The sequence below is a fragment of the Pantoea sp. AS-PWVM4 genome (assembly GCF_000468095.1).
Taxonomy (GTDB): Bacteria; Pseudomonadota; Gammaproteobacteria; order Enterobacterales; family Enterobacteriaceae; genus Pantoea; species Pantoea phytobeneficialis.
In genome coordinates this window covers 19,126-35,513 of sequence record NZ_ASZC01000006.1, presented here as the reverse complement: position 1 = coordinate 35,513, position 16,388 = coordinate 19,126, and the positions used below count along the sequence as shown (strand labels likewise).

At 51.8% G+C, this 16,388-nt stretch carries 16 protein-coding genes; all 16 read right to left on the bottom strand.

Annotation, left to right across the window (positions count from 1 at the left end; translation table 11 throughout):
- Positions 1 to 42: 42 nt before the first annotated feature.
- Positions 43 to 459, bottom strand: a complete 417-nt coding sequence (locus tag L579_RS07400) for a lysozyme inhibitor LprI family protein (RefSeq protein ID WP_051337946.1) — start codon at positions 457 to 459, stop codon at positions 43 to 45.
- Positions 456 to 1,340, bottom strand: coding sequence for a peptidoglycan-binding protein (locus L579_RS07395; protein WP_021183634.1), 885 nt, complete (start codon positions 1,338 to 1,340; stop codon positions 456 to 458). The genes L579_RS07400 and L579_RS07395 overlap by 4 nt, the downstream gene beginning before the upstream one ends.
- Before the next feature lie 262 nt (positions 1,341 to 1,602).
- A complete protein-coding gene (gene glmS, locus L579_RS07390; protein WP_021183633.1) occupies positions 1,603 to 3,432 on the bottom strand; it encodes a glutamine--fructose-6-phosphate transaminase (isomerizing) in 1,830 nt (609 codons plus the stop codon).
- Positions 3,433 to 3,576: 144 nt separating this feature from the next.
- Positions 3,577 to 4,947, bottom strand: a complete 1,371-nt coding sequence (gene glmU, locus L579_RS07385) for a bifunctional UDP-N-acetylglucosamine diphosphorylase/glucosamine-1-phosphate N-acetyltransferase GlmU (protein ID WP_021183632.1) — start codon at positions 4,945 to 4,947, stop codon at positions 3,577 to 3,579.
- 235 nt (positions 4,948 to 5,182) lie between these two features.
- Entirely contained in the window at positions 5,183 to 5,602 is a 420-nt protein-coding gene (locus tag L579_RS07380; protein WP_013511103.1) for a F0F1 ATP synthase subunit epsilon, read from the bottom strand.
- 24 nt (positions 5,603 to 5,626) lie between these two features.
- Positions 5,627 to 7,024, bottom strand: a complete 1,398-nt coding sequence (atpD, locus tag L579_RS07375) for a F0F1 ATP synthase subunit beta (RefSeq protein WP_021183631.1) — start codon at positions 7,022 to 7,024, stop codon at positions 5,627 to 5,629.
- A 30-nt stretch (positions 7,025 to 7,054) separates the two neighbouring features.
- Positions 7,055 to 7,921 (bottom strand): F0F1 ATP synthase subunit gamma, encoded by an 867-nt coding sequence (gene atpG, locus L579_RS07370; protein ID WP_021183630.1) that lies wholly within the window; start codon positions 7,919 to 7,921, stop codon positions 7,055 to 7,057.
- Between the two features lie 52 nt (positions 7,922 to 7,973).
- Entirely contained in the window at positions 7,974 to 9,515 is a 1,542-nt protein-coding gene (gene atpA / locus L579_RS07365) for a F0F1 ATP synthase subunit alpha (RefSeq protein WP_013511100.1), read from the bottom strand.
- A 14-nt stretch (positions 9,516 to 9,529) separates the two neighbouring features.
- On the bottom strand, positions 9,530 to 10,063 hold the full coding sequence (atpH, locus tag L579_RS07360) for a F0F1 ATP synthase subunit delta (protein WP_013511099.1): 534 nt from the start codon (positions 10,061 to 10,063) through the stop codon (positions 9,530 to 9,532).
- A 14-nt stretch (positions 10,064 to 10,077) separates the two neighbouring features.
- Positions 10,078 to 10,548 (bottom strand): F0F1 ATP synthase subunit B, encoded by a 471-nt coding sequence (gene atpF, locus L579_RS07355; protein ID WP_013511098.1) that lies wholly within the window; start codon positions 10,546 to 10,548, stop codon positions 10,078 to 10,080.
- 106 nt (positions 10,549 to 10,654) lie between these two features.
- Positions 10,655 to 10,894 carry a F0F1 ATP synthase subunit C gene (gene atpE / locus L579_RS07350; RefSeq protein WP_003849523.1) on the bottom strand — a complete coding sequence of 80 codons (240 nt, stop codon included), beginning with the start codon at positions 10,892 to 10,894 and terminating at the stop codon, positions 10,655 to 10,657.
- Positions 10,895 to 10,944: 50 nt separating this feature from the next.
- Positions 10,945 to 11,763 (bottom strand): F0F1 ATP synthase subunit A, encoded by an 819-nt coding sequence (gene atpB, locus L579_RS07345; protein WP_013511097.1) that lies wholly within the window; start codon positions 11,761 to 11,763, stop codon positions 10,945 to 10,947.
- An 8-nt stretch (positions 11,764 to 11,771) separates the two neighbouring features.
- A complete protein-coding gene (atpI, locus tag L579_RS07340; protein ID WP_021183628.1) occupies positions 11,772 to 12,152 on the bottom strand; it encodes a F0F1 ATP synthase subunit I in 381 nt (126 codons plus the stop codon).
- Positions 12,153 to 12,865: 713 nt separating this feature from the next.
- Positions 12,866 to 13,483: a 16S rRNA (guanine(527)-N(7))-methyltransferase RsmG gene (rsmG, locus tag L579_RS07335; RefSeq protein WP_021183627.1), complete on the bottom strand. Its 618-nt coding sequence runs from the start codon at positions 13,481 to 13,483 to the stop codon at positions 12,866 to 12,868.
- A 47-nt stretch (positions 13,484 to 13,530) separates the two neighbouring features.
- Complete coding sequence (gene mnmG / locus L579_RS07330) at positions 13,531 to 15,420, bottom strand: tRNA uridine-5-carboxymethylaminomethyl(34) synthesis enzyme MnmG (RefSeq protein ID WP_021183626.1); 1,890 nt, start codon at positions 15,418 to 15,420, stop codon at positions 13,531 to 13,533.
- Positions 15,421 to 15,860: 440 nt separating this feature from the next.
- Positions 15,861 to 16,301 (bottom strand): FMN-binding protein MioC, encoded by a 441-nt coding sequence (gene mioC, locus L579_RS07325; RefSeq protein WP_021183625.1) that lies wholly within the window; start codon positions 16,299 to 16,301, stop codon positions 15,861 to 15,863.
- Positions 16,302 to 16,388 lie beyond the last annotated feature (87 nt).

Below are 16,388 nucleotides of genomic sequence, written 5' to 3'. Positions count from 1 at the left end.
TGTCGAGTCGGCACACATCAGCCCCGTTTGCTTCACATTAGCCTAACCACTCAGACCATCATAAGGGATCTGCATCAGGATATGTGTTCTTTCATTATCCATTTTGGCGGTGCAATCATTGATAGCATCAAGGTATGGATTTTTGGATTTATCGGCACCAAAAGCCTCCATCTCACACTGATACTTTCTTAAGTCCAGCCAGCTACGCTGCGCTTTGACAAAAATGTCCAGATAAGCCTCGGTGTCAGAAGGTGAGTCACGTAGCCCCTGCTTTATACGATCTTTTGCTTTAGCGTACTCAGCATTAAGAACTTTTTCCGCATTGTCTTTCTTATTTTCCAGACATTGATGAACTTCAGTATCATTTGCGGCGTTATCACAATCGTCGGCCCAGGCCATGTTGCTGGAGAAAATACCGCAGACTATCGATAAAAAAGCGAGATGTTTTATATGAATCAATTCCTGTTTCTCCGTAAATAATTTGCACGCTGGCGACCTCTTTCGTATCTCCGAGTACGATGATCGGTTTCAATAAAATGGATCAGTGAATCGAAGTCATTTGCCATGCAAGGTTCAAGAACCGTGCGATATCCCAGTCCCTGATAAACAAGATCCACAATAATCTCACGGATGGCTTTATGTAAACTCGGCCATGGCGTCGCGTGTTGAACCACCGCAGCATAAGACTCATAGATTTTGCGCGCGCGTGAAGCATAGGATGGGTAAATAAGTTCGAACAGGCGAGCCTGAGATTCACGCGAAATAATGCCACAGGCATGGCGATAGCTTTTGACAAAAGCATCAGCGGCATTACCCTTCTTTCCATATGCAGAGGCAATGAATTCCCCCTGTTGCCTGTCAATCCCCGCCCTGATGAAATCACTGATGATCGATTGATACGATCTATCGCCCATATCATAGCCACGACCAATCGTCACACCCGATACACCACCAGGCCAGTGAATATGACGGCTAAAGTACAGACTTGCCGGTTGGTCATTTCCTTCTGCGTCGAAGGTGACCTGACCTTCGCTCACCGTTAAGCGACCGAAGAAATCGCTTCTGTTCCATTCAGGATGACTGTTGGCTGGGGGGTGGGGGATGTTCCTTTCCGGTGATTGTGTCATCCGCCTTAAAGTCAGCCCACCAATATCAATGCGGCCATCAGGATGAGTCATAAACCTGGACTGAAAAATCTTTATGGCTTTGATGGTATTGATACCGACTAATCCATCAACTTTTAGCCAGGAATAACCGATGCTTTTTAAATACTGCTGCACCGCTCTGACATCAGAAGCAGCATTGCTTCCTTTAATACCTACCGATGAAGATAAGTGCATACCATGTCCTTTGATATGAAATATCGCAAATTATCCCAATAAAAATCATTTGTTGTCAATAAACACACAATAACCATCCATTGATAAATAATTTTATGCAGAAACTAATTTTTATATAAAGAATGAATAGATTTTACAATGGAAGCAGTGCATCAATGATGAGAACAAAATTATTCCGCCCTCATGTCACAAACAAAAAAGGTTATGCATTTGAAAATGCATAACCCTTAAATAATCTGGATCAGATTAGCTAATAGCAGCCCTATTCAACAGTCACTGATTTCGCCAGGTTACGCGGTTGATCGACATCGGTGCCTTTAATCAACGCGACATGGTAGGAAAGAAGTTGCAGCGGCACGGTGTAGAAGATTGGCGCAATCACCTCTTCCACATGCGGCAGAGAGATAATCTTCATGCCATCGCTGTCGCTAAAACCTGCATCCTGATCGGCAAATACATACAGCAGACCGCCGCGTGCACGCACCTCTTCGATGTTGGACTTCAGCTTCTCCAGCAGTTCGTTATTCGGTGCTACCACGATTACTGGCATATCGGCGTCAATCAGCGCCAGCGGGCCATGTTTCAACTCCCCGGCCGCGTAGGCTTCAGCGTGGATATAGGAGATCTCTTTCAGCTTCAACGCGCCTTCCATGGCGATCGGATACTGATCGCCACGGCCAAGGAACAACGCATGATGCTTGTCAGAGAAACCTTCTGCCAGGTTTTCGATCACCTTATCCTGCGCCAGCATCTGCTCAATGCGGCTCGGCAGCGCCTGTAACCCATGGACAATCTCGTGTTCGGTATCAGCAGACATGCCATGCAGGCGGCCCAGTTTCGCTACCAGCATCAACAACACGGTGAGCTGCGTGGTAAAGGCTTTGGTGGAGGCTACCCCGATCTCGGTACCCGCTTTGGTCATCAGTGACAAATCGGATTCACGTACCAGCGACGACCCCGCCACGTTACAGATGGCCAGCGAACCCAGATAGCCCAGCTCTTTCGACAGACGCAGCGCGGCCAGCGTATCGGCAGTTTCACCGGACTGTGACAGGGTGATCAGCAGGCTGTTTTTACGCACCGCCGATTTGCGATAGCGGAATTCAGAGGCAATTTCGACATCGCAGGGAATGTTTGCCAGTGATTCGAACCAGTAACGCGAAACCATACCGGAGTTGTATGAGGTGCCGCAGGCGATAATCTGGATATGCTCAACTTTGCTCAACAGAGCTTCCGCTTGTGGGCCAAGCTCGCTGAGATCGACTTCACCGTGGCTGAAACGACCGGTTAAGGTGTTTTTGATCGCCATCGGCTGTTCATAAATCTCTTTCTGCATGTAGTGACGGTAAATCCCTTTGTCACCGGCATCATACTGGACGTTAGATTCGATCTCGGCGCGAGTCACCGGCGTGCCATTGCGATCGACAATAGTCACTTCGCGGCGGGTAATCTCAGCGATATCGCCCTCTTCCAGATAGATGAAGCGGCGTGTCACCGGCAGCAGTGCCAGCTGATCGGAAGCGATAAAGTTTTCGCCGACGCCACGGCCTACCACCAGCGGGCTACCGGAACGCGCGGCCACCAGCACGGAGGGATCGCGGCTGTCCATAATCACCATGCCATAGGCGCCGCGCAGTTGCGGAATCACCCGCAGCACCACTTCACGCAGCGAACCGCCTTGCTTCTGTTCCCAGTGCACCAGATGTGCCACCACTTCGGTGTCAGTTTCTGACGCGAATGAGTAACCGCGCTCAATCAGCTGCGCACGCAACGGTTCATGGTTCTCAATGATGCCGTTATGCACAATGATGATGTGCTCAGAGATATGCGGATGCGCATTGGCTTCTGAGGGTTCACCGTGGGTAGCCCAACGGGTATGAGCAATACCGGTGCCGCCAATTAACGGCTGCTGTTCCGCCGCTTCTGCCAACTTTTGCACTTTGCCCAAGCGACGCAGACGCGTCACATGGCCTTGACGATCAACGACGGCCAAACCCGCCGAATCGTAACCGCGATACTCAAGACGACGCAGACCTTCCAGCAGAATTTCTGCGATGTCGCGCTGTGCTACTGCACCAACAATTCCACACATAATAGTTTCCTGACTTCATGGCTTTCGGCCATTGCGTTGTCATCTGACCTGATATCCGGCATCGCCGGTTCCCCGAGCCTTGTAGAGAGTGGGGATGTAGTTATATTTACTGCTAACAGGCCGATCTTTGTCGGCCATTAAAAATTACTTTTTCTTTTCCGGGCGCTTCCAGCCCGCTTTCTGGTTCTGTTCTTTGCGGTTGTAAACCAGAACGGCGGCGGGTACGTCTTTCATCACCGTGGTGCCCGCCGCAATTGTCGCGCCACTGGCGACAGTCACCGGAGCCACCAGCTGGGTATCGGAACCCACAAACACGTTGTCGCCAATGATGGTTTTAGATTTATTCGCGCCATCGTAATTACAGGTGATGGTGCCAGCGCCGATATTCACATCGTCGCCAATCTCCGCGTCGCCAAGATAGGAGAGGTGACCGGCTTTGGAACCTTTTCCAAGGGTGGCTTTCTTCATTTCAACGAAGTTGCCAACGTGAGCCTTCTCTCCAAGCTCGCTTCCGGGGCGCAAACGAGCAAACGGACCAACGGTACAAGCCGCGGCCAGATTGGCATCCTCGATCACCGAATACGCGCTGATTTCACAATCATCAGCAATCACGCTGTTTTTGATGATACAACCCGCCGCAATTTTCACCCGATCGCCGAGGGTGACGTCGCCTTCGATAATCACATTGGTATCGATTTCAACATCGCGTCCGTGTTTTAACGTGCCACGCAGATCGAAACGAGCCGGGTCACGCAGCATCACACCTGCCAACAACAGTTTCTCGGCCTGTTCAGCCTGGTAAGCACGTTCCAACGCTGCCAGTTGCAGGCGATTATTTACACCGTCGGTTTCGCTGATGCGCGCCGGATGGACAGCCTGCACCAGACGCCCTTCCTGATGTGCCATCGCAATAATGTCGGTGATATAGAACTCGCCTTGCGCGTTGTTGTTATTCAACTGCGACAGCCAGCGTTTGAGATCACCACCGTTAGCAATCAGGATGCCGGTGTTAATCTCCTGAATCTTCAGTTGTTCGGGCGAAGCATCTTTTTGTTCCACGATCCCGGTAATGGTGTCGTTTTCACGCACGATGCGGCCATAGCCGGTGGGATTGTCGAGCACCACGGTGAGCAGACCGATGCCACCCGCAGGTTTAGCGCTACGCAGGCGCTGCAATGTTTCCAGGGAGATCAACGGCACGTCGCCGTACAGCATCACAATGTCTTCATCATCTGCGAACCAGGGGGCTGCCTGCTGCATCGCATGCCCGGTGCCAAGCTGTTGCGCCTGTAACACCCAATTCAGAGTGTTACCAGAAAGCTGAGCTTTAAGTTGATCGCCGCCGTGTCCGTAAACCAGATGGATTTGCTGTGCGCCCAACCCGGTTGCAGCATCAATCACATGCTGGACCATGGGTTTTCCTGCCAGGGTATGCAGAACTTTGGGGAGATCGGAATACATACGGGTGCCCTTGCCAGCGGCAAGAATCACCACACTCATCGCACTTGTAGACATAACTATCCTGACTCTGTTTTAGCTTTCGAAAGTTTAAGGTTTACCTCTGAGATTACTACATTTTTCTCGGATCGAAATTAGAGGATGTAGCGGCGCGATTTATCGCGCGTCTTTCCGGCATTGCGCACGGAATTGCGCGATAAATCGCGCCGCTACGAAAATTCGCAGGGATCAACGTGCAGGCAAAAAAAATGCCAGCCCAATGGGCTGGCACTTCGTGACGCATAAAGCCTGATTACATCGCTTTTTTGGTCAGCTCGATAACACGCAGCTTCGCGATAGCTTTCGCCAGTTCGGCAGAGGCCTGAGCATAGTCCACGTCGCCGTGGCTGCTGCTCATGTGTTCTTCTGCTTTACGTTTCGCTTCCAGCGCGCGCGCTTCGTCGAGGTCTTCACCACGAATCGCGGTGTCGGCCAGAACGGTGGTGCTGCCCGGCTGAACTTCCAGCACGCCGCCAGAGAGGTAGATATACTCCTCTTCGCCGTGCTGTTTAACGATGCGAATCATACCAGGCTTGATGGCAGTCAGGAGCGGGGCGTGACCAGGGTAAATCCCCAGCTCACCTTCGCTACCTGACACCTGGATTTTCTGCACCAGACCGGAGAACATTTGTTGCTCCGCGCTGACAACATCCAGGTGATAAGTCATAGCCATATCATTCCTCCCGGGAAACCGTTATTACAGTTTCTTCGCTTTTTCCACGGCTTCGTCGATCGCGCCAACCATGTAGAAAGCCTGCTCTGGCAGATGGTCGAATTCGCCTTCCATGATGCCTTTGAAGCCACGGATGGTGTCTTTCAGCGTTACGTACTTACCTGGAGAACCGGTGAAGACTTCAGCAACGAAGAACGGCTGAGACAGGAAGCGCTGAATCTTACGTGCGCGTGCCACCAGCAGTTTGTCGTCTTCAGACAGCTCGTCCATACCGAGGATGGCGATGATGTCTTTCAGTTCCTGGTAACGCTGCAGCAGAGACTGCACGCCACGCGCAACATCGTAGTGCTCCTGACCAACGATCAGCGGATCCAGCTGACGGCTGGTAGAATCCAGCGGGTCAACGGCCGGGTAGATACCCAGAGATGCGATCTGACGGCTCAGCGTTACGGTTGAGTCTAAGTGGGCGAAGGTGGTCGCCGGAGACGGGTCAGTCAAGTCATCCGCAGGGACGTAAACGGCCTGTACGGAGGTGATTGAACCCGTCTTAGTGGAGGTAATACGCTCCTGCAACACACCCATCTCTTCAGCCAGCGTCGGCTGATAACCTACCGCTGAAGGCATACGACCCAGCAGTGCAGATACTTCTGTACCGGCCAGGGTGTAACGATAGATGTTGTCGATGAACAGCAGAACGTCACGGCCTTCATCACGGAATTTCTCCGCCATGGTCAGACCGGTCAGTGCTACGCGCAGACGGTTACCCGGCGGCTCGTTCATCTGGCCATACACCAGCGCTACTTTGTCGATAACGTTGGAGTCAGTCATTTCGTGGTAGAAGTCGTTACCCTCACGAGTACGCTCACCCACCCCAGCAAATACCGAGTAACCTGAGTGCTCAGCCGCGATGTTACGGATCAGCTCCATCATGTTTACGGTTTTACCAACACCCGCACCACCGAACAGACCGACTTTACCGCCCTTAGCGAACGGACACATCAGGTCGATAACCTTGATGCCGGTTTCCAGCAGTTCCTGCGAGTTAGACTGATCTTCATAAGAAGGCGCGGCGCGGTGAATAGAGGAAACCTCTACTGCGCTGCCGTCTTCTTCAACCAGGTCGCCTTTCATGTCGATCGGCTCACCCAGCACGTTCATGATACGGCCGAGGGTTGCTTTACCAACCGGAACCTGGATCGGTTTTTTCAGGTCGGCTACTTCCAGACCGCGCTTCAGGCCGTCAGAAGAACCCATGGCGATGGTACGAACCACGCCACCACCCAGCTGCTGCTGAACTTCCAGCACCAGACGAGCATCACCATTCTTAACCTCAAGAGCGCTGTACACTTGCGGTACGGCATCCTGAGGGAATTCGACGTCAACTACGGCGCCGATAATCTGGACAATCTTTCCAGCTGCCATCTTGAATCCTCTACCTAATTCCAAACCTGGTTAAACCGCGGAGGCTCCCGAGACGATCTCGGTAAGTTCCTGGGTGATGCTGGCCTGACGAGCTTTGTTGTAAACCAACTGCAGCTCTTTGATCAGATTTCCGCCGTTATCGGTTGCGGCTTTCATCGCCACCATACGTGCGGCCTGCTCACTGGCCAGGTTTTCCACCACACCCTGATAAACCTGCGATTCGACATAACGACGCAGCAGAGTATCCAGCAGCGCCTTCGGATCGGGTTCGTACAGGTAATCCCAGGTCTTCGCCTTCATCTCTTCTTCACCTTCCGCTGGCGGTAACGGCAGCAGTTGGGTAATGGTCGGAGTCTGAGACATGGTGTTATTAAATTTGTTGCTGACGATATACAGCTTGTCGATACGGCCTTCATCATAAGCCTGCAACATCACTTTTACCGGGCCGATCAGTTCAGACAGTGAAGGTTTATCACCCATGCCTGTGACCTGCGCCACAATGTTGCCACCAACAGAACCGAAGAAACCAAGCCCTTTTGAGCCGATAATCGCCAGATCGCTCTGTACGCCTTTATCAGTCCAGGCTTTCATTTCTGCCAGCACTTTTTTGAACAGGTTAATGTTCAAACCACCACAAAGCCCGCGGTCAGTCGAAACGACCAGGTAGCCGACGCGCTTAACGTCGCGCTCATCCAGGTAAGGGTGCTTGTATTCCAGATTGCCTAACGCAAGGTGACCAATCACTTTGCGCATGGTATCTGCATACGGACGGCTGGCCGCCATGCGTTCCTGCGTTTTACGCATCTTGGAGGCGGCGACCATTTCCATCGCTTTGGTGATCTTCTGCGTGTTTTTCACGCTTCCGATCTTGGTACGTATCTCTTTTGCGCCGGCCATTAGCTTCTCCTCAAAGCCTTGCGGCCTGCCTTTTCAGACAAGCCGCCAGACATTACCAGGACTGGGTTGCTTTAAACGTTTCGAGGAGGCCTTTCAGCTTCTCTTCGATTTCGTTGTTGTAGTTACCCGCCTGATTGATTTCAGCCATCAGCTCAGCGTGGTCGCGGTCAGCAAACGCCAGCAGCGCTGCTTCGAAGCTACCAATTTTTGCCAGCTCAACGTCGTTCAGGAAGCCACGCTCTGCAGCAAACAGCACCAGACCCTGCTGCGCAACGGACATCGGCGCATACTGTTTCTGTTTCAGCAGCTCGGTCACTTTCTGACCGTGGCTCAGCTGTTTACGAGTCGCATCATCCAGATCGGAAGCGAACTGAGAGAACGCAGCCAGTTCACGATACTGTGCCAGTGCGGTACGGATACCACCAGACAGTTTCTTGATGATCTTGGTCTGAGCAGCGCCACCAACACGGGATACTGAGATACCCGGGTTAACTGCCGGACGAATACCGGAGTTGAACAGGTTAGATTCCAGGAAGATCTGACCATCGGTGATTGAAATCACGTTGGTCGGAACGAACGCAGAAACGTCACCCGCCTGAGTTTCGATAATCGGCAGTGCAGTCAGTGAGCCGGTCTTACCTTTCACTTCACCATTGGTGAAACGCTCAACGTAATCAGCGGTTACGCGTGATGCACGCTCCAGCAGACGAGAGTGGAGGTAGAACACGTCGCCAGGGAATGCTTCACGACCCGGCGGACGACGCAGCAGCAGAGAAATCTGACGGTAAGCAACGGCCTGCTTGGACAGGTCATCGTACACGATCAGCGCATCTTCACCGCGGTCACGGAAGTATTCGCCCATTGCGCAACCCGCATACGGTGCCAGGTATTGCAGAGCAGCAGATTCAGAAGCAGAAGCGACAACGACGATGGTGTTAGCCAGTGCGCCATGCTCTTCCAGCTTACGTACCACGTTAGAGATGGTAGAGGCTTTCTGACCAATCGCAACGTACACGCATTTGATGCCTGAATCGCGCTGGTTGATGATGGCATCGATCGCCATCGCGGTTTTACCGGTCTGACGGTCACCGATGATCAGCTCACGCTGGCCACGGCCGATTGGAATCATCGCATCGACAGATTTGTAACCAGTCTGAACCGGCTCATCAACGGACTGACGGTCGATAACGCCCGGTGCAATCACTTCAACCGGCGAGAAGCCGTCGTTGTCGATTGCGCCTTTACCGTCGATCGGAGCACCCAGGGTGTTCACTACGCGGCCCAGCAGGCCACGGCCAACCGGCACTTCCAGAATACGGCCAGTACACTTAACCTTCATGCCTTCGGCGAGGTCAGCGTACGGACCCATCACCACCGCACCTACAGAGTCACGCTCGAGGTTCAGGGCGATAGCGTAACGGTTACCCGGCAGGGCAATCATTTCACCCTGCATGACATCGGCCAGGCCGTGTACGCGGATGATACCGTCACTTACAGAAACAATAGTACCTTCATTGTGAGCTTCGCTCACGACATTGAACTGAGCAATGCGCTGCTTGATCAGTTCGCTGATTTCGGTGGAATTCAGTTGCATATGCTCCAGTCCCCTTAAGACTGCAAGACGTCTGCCAGACGCTCAAGACGGCCGCGCACGCTGCCATCAATCACCAGATCACCCGCACGGATGACCACGCCTGCCATTACAGACTTATCAATTTTGCAATTCAGCTTAACTTTGCGTGACAGACGTTTTTCCATCGCGGCGCTGATTTTGGTCAGCTGGCTGTCACTCAGCGTACTGGCAGAAATCACATCAACTTCGGCTGTCGCTTCGTGAGCGTCACGCAGTTGAATGAACTGTTCCAGTACAGCCGGAAGCGCTGTCAAACGTCCGTTTTCCGCCATCACCTTAATCAGGTTCTGGGCGTATTCATCCAGTTGATCACCACAGACTGCGATGAAAGAAGCAGATAAAGCTTCTGGTGCTAAGGCACCAGCAAGGAGATCTGCCATCTGTTCGTTGCCAGCCACTTCTGCGGCAAACGCCAGCATATTTTGCCAGCGTTCAATACTTTGATGCTCAACAGCAAAGTCAAAAGCTGCTTTGGCGTAGGGGCGAGCTACAGTAATCAGTTCAGACATCAGCCCCTCCCTCCTTACAGTTCAGCGACCAGTTTATCAACGATGTCGCTGTTAGCAGCTTCATCCACGGAACGTTCGATGATCTTCTCGGCGCCAGCTAATGCCAGCAACGCGACTTGCTTACGCAGCTCTTCACGGGCACGCGAACGCTCGGCTTCGATTTCTGCCTGCGCCTGCGCCACGATGCGGTTACGTTCAGTTTCGGCTTCAGTTTTCGCTTCGTCCAGAATCTGCGCACGGCGTTTGTTCGCCTGCTCGATAATGACCTGGGCTTCTTCTTTGGCTTTTTTCAGCTGGTCGGTCGCATTGGCCTGCGCGAGATCCAAATCTTTCTTCGCGCGTTCAGCAGAAGCAAGGCCGTCAGCAATTTCTTTCTGACGCTTTTCGATGGCAGCCATAATCGGCGGCCATACGTACTTCATGCAAAACGCGACAAACAGGATGAACGCGATGGCCTGGCCGAGGATTGTTGCATTAATGTTCACAGCACAATGCCTCTTATTAAGTTAACTTGCTCTGCCGTTATCAATGATAAGCGGCAGAATCCGTTTCTCACCACACCGGGTGCCGTGAGAAACAAGGCTACAGGCTTTAGGCGACAGCAAACATCACGTAGAGACCCAGACCAACAGCGATCATCGGGATAGCATCCACCAGACCCATTACAACAAAGAACTGCGTGCGCAGCAGAGGAATCAGATCCGGCTGACGCGCTGCGCCTTCCAGGAATTTACCTCCGAGGATGCCGATACCGATCGCAGCACCGATTGCCGCCAGGCCCATCATCACAGCGGCAGCCATGTACAGCAGATCCATATTCAGGTTTTCCATGACAGTCTCCAGTTTGTTTCAGTTAAAAGCTAAGTAGTTGAGATAAAAAATCAATGTTCTTCAGATGCCATCGACAGATAGACGATCGTGAGGACCATGAAAATGAAAGCCTGCAGCGAAATAATCAGGATGTGGAAAATGGCCCACGGCACATTTAACACCCACTGCGACCACCACGGCAGCAGACCGGCAATCAGGATAAAGATCAGCTCACCCGCATACATGTTGCCGAACAGTCGCAGACCGAGTGAAACCGGTTTGGACAGCAGGCTAACACCTTCAAGAATCAGGTTGATGGGGATGAAGATCGGGTGATTAAAAGGCTGCAGCGTCAGCTCTTTGGCGAAGCCACCTACACCTTTCATTTTGATGCTGTAGAACAGAATCAAAATAAATACGCCCAACGCCATAGACAGCGTGATGTTCACGTCTGCAGACGGCACGACACGCAGCGCCGGCAGGCCTAAATAGTGCTCGCCGATAAACGGCAGCAAGTCGATAGGCAACAGATCCATGAAGTTCATCAGGAAGACCCAGACGAAAATCGTCAGAGCCAGCGGGGCGATAAGTTTGCTTTTACCGTGGTACATGTCGCGCACGTTGTTATCAACGAAACCGACAACCAGTTCGATAGCCGCTTGTAATTTCCCTGGCACACCGCTGGTGGCGCTTTTTGCCACTTTACGGAACAACACCAGGAAGATAAGTCCCAGCACCAGAGAGAAAAACATGGAATCGATATTTAATACCCAGAACGTCGCGGGAGCGTCGTGCGGATTCACTAACTCGAAAGTACGCAGGTCCAGCTGAAGGTTATTCAGGTGGTGACCTATGTATTCTTGCGGAGTAGAGATTTCTCCTGCAGCCATGATGCCTCTTACCCTTTGTTGTTAATTACAGCCGGTGCGACGATCTGCACCACCAGCACCGATAACCAGGTGATTGCGAGAGGCCAGAAGACCGCTCCAAACACACCCAACGCCACAATGAGAAAAATAATGGTGGCGAACACCTTTAACACTTCACCGAAGGCGAAGCTCCAGGCTACGCGCCCTTTGGCCGGTGTTTGCCCCTGCAGGCGCCAGGCTAAAAACATAAACAACACATTCGGCAGCCAGGCTGCCACTCCACCGGCGATGGCGGAGGCACCCCAGATGACATCTTTCAGGGTAAACAACGCACCGATTACGACAAAAGTCACCAGCTGAATAAGCAGCACGGTTCGGGCCAATTTCACACTGTAAAGAGACACTGACATGGTGCTGAACTCTCCTGCCCCAAACGGGGTATGTCGCGTGTCGTATAAGACTGCCTTTACTCATTTGAGTCAAGCAGCAAAAGCCGTGCAAATTATACGGGCCGCACCTGCGATTTCAATCGCTAAGTAGCGAAAAGGTGAACAATTATTTAAATTTCTTTCCGGAGGGCTATTTCTCAAAAGATTCACATCCAGGATAGAGGGATTCAGCAGGTGAAATTGCGCCTGCTGCTTGCTTTTAAAGCGTGCTTCAGATCACATTATAAGCATGTGGGCAAGATGTGATTTTGTTTTGAACAAAGAAATATCGATTTCAAAGCAGGTGCAACTTCATATTTTTCAGAAAGATAAAATTATATTCATGCCACATCGACTGGATTAACGATAAAAACACTCTATTGACATCTCCCGGCGCAATAAAAACGTAAAACTGATATTACGTACGCCGATTTATTGCAGAGTTATATTTTCCGGCGTGACTATTGTTTTCCGTAAATACACCCAGAGAAGTGATCTAACTGATAATAAAATGTGAATTAAACGTTAAATGTAACAGAGCTTTTCGGATAATTTCTAACGGGAATGTTAACTCGCTTCCCCTGCCCTGCTGAATAAATCTCTTTATCGTCCAGCGTTCGATTGCTGTTTTTTTATCCACCCGGTGGAGTAACTCAAATGGTATGGATTGGTATTAATCCATACCATTTTAGGGGCTATTGCCGGGCAATGACCACCAAATGACGCTCACCGTCCAGTTCCGGCACCTGCAACGGATAAATCTGCTGCACCACAAAACCCGCCGGTAAGGTTGTAATTTCATCACCCGGGCGGACGCCTTTCAGGGCGTAGAAGTGACCTTGCGCCGAAGGCAGATGATGACACCAGTTCACCATATCCTCAAGTGAAGCAAAAGCACGGCTGATCACGCCATCAAAAGGCGGCTCCGCCGGAAACTCTTCCACACGGCTCTGCACCGGGGTAACGTTAGTAAGTCCTAACTCATGTTGAACCTGACGCAGGAAACGTACGCGCTTACCCAAACTATCGAGTAAGGTAAAATGCGCTTGTGGACGCACAATCGCCAGCGGAATACCCGGTAATCCAGGTCCGGTTCCCACATCAATAAAGCGCTCCCCCTGTAAATGCGGCTCAACCACAATACTGTCGAGAATATGGCGTACCAGCATTTGCTGTGGATCGCGCACCGATGTCAGGTTGTAGGCCTTATTCCATTTATGCAGCAACTCAACATAACCAACCAGTTGTTGTTTTTGTTGATCGGAGAGGGAAATGTTTGCCGCTTTCAGCAGCGCGGAGAGTTTGTTAATCACGACGAGAATTCCATTAACGGGGGCGAGCCGGCCCGCCCCGTGGTAAATCATGCGCTTTTACGCAGCAGACCCTGTTTTTTCAGGTAAATCAGCAAAATGGAGATCGCAGCGGGCGTAATGCCTGAAATGCGAGATGCCTGACCGATCGAACTGGGTTTGTGGTCGTTGAGTTTTGCGATCACTTCATTCGACAAACCACTCACCTGACGGTAATCAAGATCGGTGGGCAGTAACGTGTTTTCATTGCGCTGCTGGCGATCAATTTCTTCCTGCTGGCGGGCAATGTAACCTTCGTATTTCACTTGGATCTCAACCTGCTCAGCGGCCTGTTCATCCGCCAGCGCCGGACCATAGCTGTTAAGTGACGTCAGCAGTGCGTAAGTCATTTCCGGGCGACGCAGTAAATCTTCACCGCTGGCTTCTTTCGTTAGCGGTGCGCTGAGAATACTGTTCACTTCCGCCACGTTTTCTGATTTCGGATGCACCCACTGATCGCGCAGACGCTGGCGTTCCAGCTCAATCGCTTCCAGTTTCTGGTTGTAACGCGCCCAACGCGCATCATCCACCAGACCCATTTCGCGACCGGCTTCGGTCAGACGCAGATCGGCGTTGTCTTCACGCAGCATCAGACGATATTCAGCACGGGAGGTAAACATACGGTAGGGTTCTTTCGTCCCCAGCGTACACAGATCGTCAACCAACACTCCCATGTAAGCCTGATCGCGACGCGGTGCCCAACCATCTTTGTCCGCAGACTGACGGGCGGCGTTCAGACCAGCCAGCAACCCCTGGGCTGCCGCTTCTTCATAACCGGTGGTGCCGTTGATCTGGCCAGCAAAGAACAGACCCTGGATATATTTACTTTCCAGCGTCGGTTTCAAATCGCGTGGGTCGAAGAAATCATACTCGATGGCATAACCCGGACGGACAATCTTCGCGTTTTCCAGACCTTTCATTGAACGGACGATTTGCATCTGCACATCAAATGGCAGGCTGGTCGAGATACCGTTCGGGTAAATTTCGTTGCTGGTCAGCCCTTCCGGCTCCAGGAAGATCTGATGTGCGTTACGATCGGCAAAGCGCATGACTTTGTCTTCGATCGACGGGCAATAACGCGGCCCGATCCCTTCGATCACCCCGGCATACATCGGGCTGCGATCGAGGTTGTTGCGGATCACATCATGCGTTTGTTCGTTGGTATAGGTGATCCAGCACGGTACCTGCTGCGGATGCTGCGACACATTGCCCATGAACGAGAACACCGGCATCGGGTTGTCGCCATGCTGCGGAGCCAACTGGCTAAAGTCGATGGTGCGAGCATCAATGCGCGGCGGGGTACCGGTTTTCAAACGGCCTACGCGCAGAGGCAGGGCTCGCAGACGTTTTGATAGTGGGATAGATGGCGGATCACCCGCACGGCCACCGCTGTAGTTGTCCATACCGATATGAATTTTGCCGTCAAGGAAGGTTCCAACGGTCAGCACCACGGTTTTGGCACGAAACTTCAGACCCATTTGGGTCACAGCACCGACCACGCGATCGTTTTCCACAATCAGATCATCAACCGCCTGCTGGAAGATCATCAGGTTAGGCTGATTCTCCAGCGCGGTACGGACTGCCTGACGATAAAGCACACGATCTGCCTGAGCACGGGTCGCGCGAACCGCCGGGCCTTTGCTGGCGTTTAGTATCCTAAACTGGATGCCTGCTTTGTCGATTGCCGTTGCCATCAAACCGCCGAGGGCATCCACTTCCTTCACCAGGTGTCCTTTGCCGATGCCACCGATCGCCGGGTTACAGGACATTTGTCCAAGCTTATCAATGTCATGGGTGAGTAACAGGGTTTGCTGACCCATTCGGGCAGCGGCCATCGCGGCTTCTGTGCCCGCATGACCACCACCAATTACGATGACGTCAAAAGGATCTGGATAAAACATGAAGTGGTACCTCGTTAATATTCGGACAGGGATCATTGCCCTGGGCGGTGGATTCTACTGAAATTCTGTCTGCGGTGAAAGCCGTGGGATCCTGGGGTTTAAAAGAAAGGATCTTTATTCTTTGAATGATCTTCCTGTTAGATCTCTTATTAGGATCGCCGCTCTCTGTTGATAACCCGGAAAAACAGTTATTCAACAGCAGGTTGCTCAGGATCGTTTGCTGTGAATGATCGGTGATCCAGATCCGTATAAGCTGAGATCAAAAGCGGGACTTACCCACAGCTCAGAAAAGCATCATTGGTTGTTCTTGGGATAACTACCGGTTATACGCATGAATTAAGCTATGTTATCCACAGGTCATGGGGAAATAAAAAGCATAAAACAGCGGAATACTCTGGGGATCGCCCTGATTTCACGATCCCCAACCGGTCTGGATCGTCTTATAACTGCGTTTTCCAGCTCGCGACCCACACTTCAGCCGGATCTTCCGGAATTTCATGTTCCAGTACGTCGATCTCCAGACGATCACCAATCCGTTTGGCACCGAGCTGGTTCAGTTGATCTTCCAGCAGCTTGATCGCGCCACAGAACAGATCGTATTCATGGTTACCAATGCCCACTGCACCATAACGCACGCCTGAGAGATCCGGTTGCGTCTCTTTTAAGGCTTCATAGAAAGGCAGCAGGTTATCTGGCAGCTCACCGGCACCGTGCGTGGAAGTCACAATCAGCCAGATACCTTCCTGAGGCACCTCATCTAACTCCGGTCCATGCAGCATCTCGGTTGAGAAGCCTGCTTCCTGAAGTTTTTCTTCCAGATGTTCGGCGACATATTCGGCGCTGCCAAGGGTACTGCCACTGATTAAGGTAATATCGGCCATGATGCTCTCCGGAACTCAAAGGCGAGCATTGTACGCTGTGATCAAGCCGTGATCCACCTGTGGAAAACAGGGTTAATAACAGAAAGC

Bases quoted from the DNA above. Each gene is read 5' to 3' on its own strand.
- atpA (WP_013511100.1), bottom strand. From the start codon at position 9,515: ATGCAACTGAATTCCACCGAAATCAGCGAACTGATCAAGCAGCGCATT.
- atpH (WP_013511099.1), bottom strand. From the start codon at position 10,063: ATGTCTGAACTGATTACTGTAGCTCGCCCCTACGCCAAAGCAGCTTTT.
- L579_RS07395 (WP_021183634.1), bottom strand. From the start codon at position 1,340: ATGCACTTATCTTCATCGGTAGGTATTAAAGGAAGCAATGCTGCTTCT.
- glmU (WP_021183632.1), bottom strand. From the start codon at position 4,947: ATGTCTACAAGTGCGATGAGTGTGGTGATTCTTGCCGCTGGCAAGGGC.
- atpB (WP_013511097.1), bottom strand. From the start codon at position 11,763: ATGGCTGCAGGAGAAATCTCTACTCCGCAAGAATACATAGGTCACCAC.
- L579_RS07380 (WP_013511103.1), bottom strand. From the start codon at position 5,602: ATGGCTATGACTTATCACCTGGATGTTGTCAGCGCGGAGCAACAAATG.
- atpG (WP_021183630.1), bottom strand. From the start codon at position 7,921: ATGGCCGGCGCAAAAGAGATACGTACCAAGATCGGAAGCGTGAAAAAC.
- atpD (WP_021183631.1), bottom strand. From the start codon at position 7,024: ATGGCAGCTGGAAAGATTGTCCAGATTATCGGCGCCGTAGTTGACGTC.
- mnmG (WP_021183626.1), bottom strand. From the start codon at position 15,420: ATGTTTTATCCAGATCCTTTTGACGTCATCGTAATTGGTGGTGGTCAT.
- glmS (WP_021183633.1), bottom strand. From the start codon at position 3,432: ATGTGTGGAATTGTTGGTGCAGTAGCACAGCGCGACATCGCAGAAATT.
- mioC (WP_021183625.1), bottom strand. From the start codon at position 16,301: ATGGCCGATATTACCTTAATCAGTGGCAGTACCCTTGGCAGCGCCGAA.
- atpE (WP_003849523.1), bottom strand. From the start codon at position 10,894: ATGGAAAACCTGAATATGGATCTGCTGTACATGGCTGCCGCTGTGATG.
- atpI (WP_021183628.1), bottom strand. From the start codon at position 12,152: ATGTCAGTGTCTCTTTACAGTGTGAAATTGGCCCGAACCGTGCTGCTT.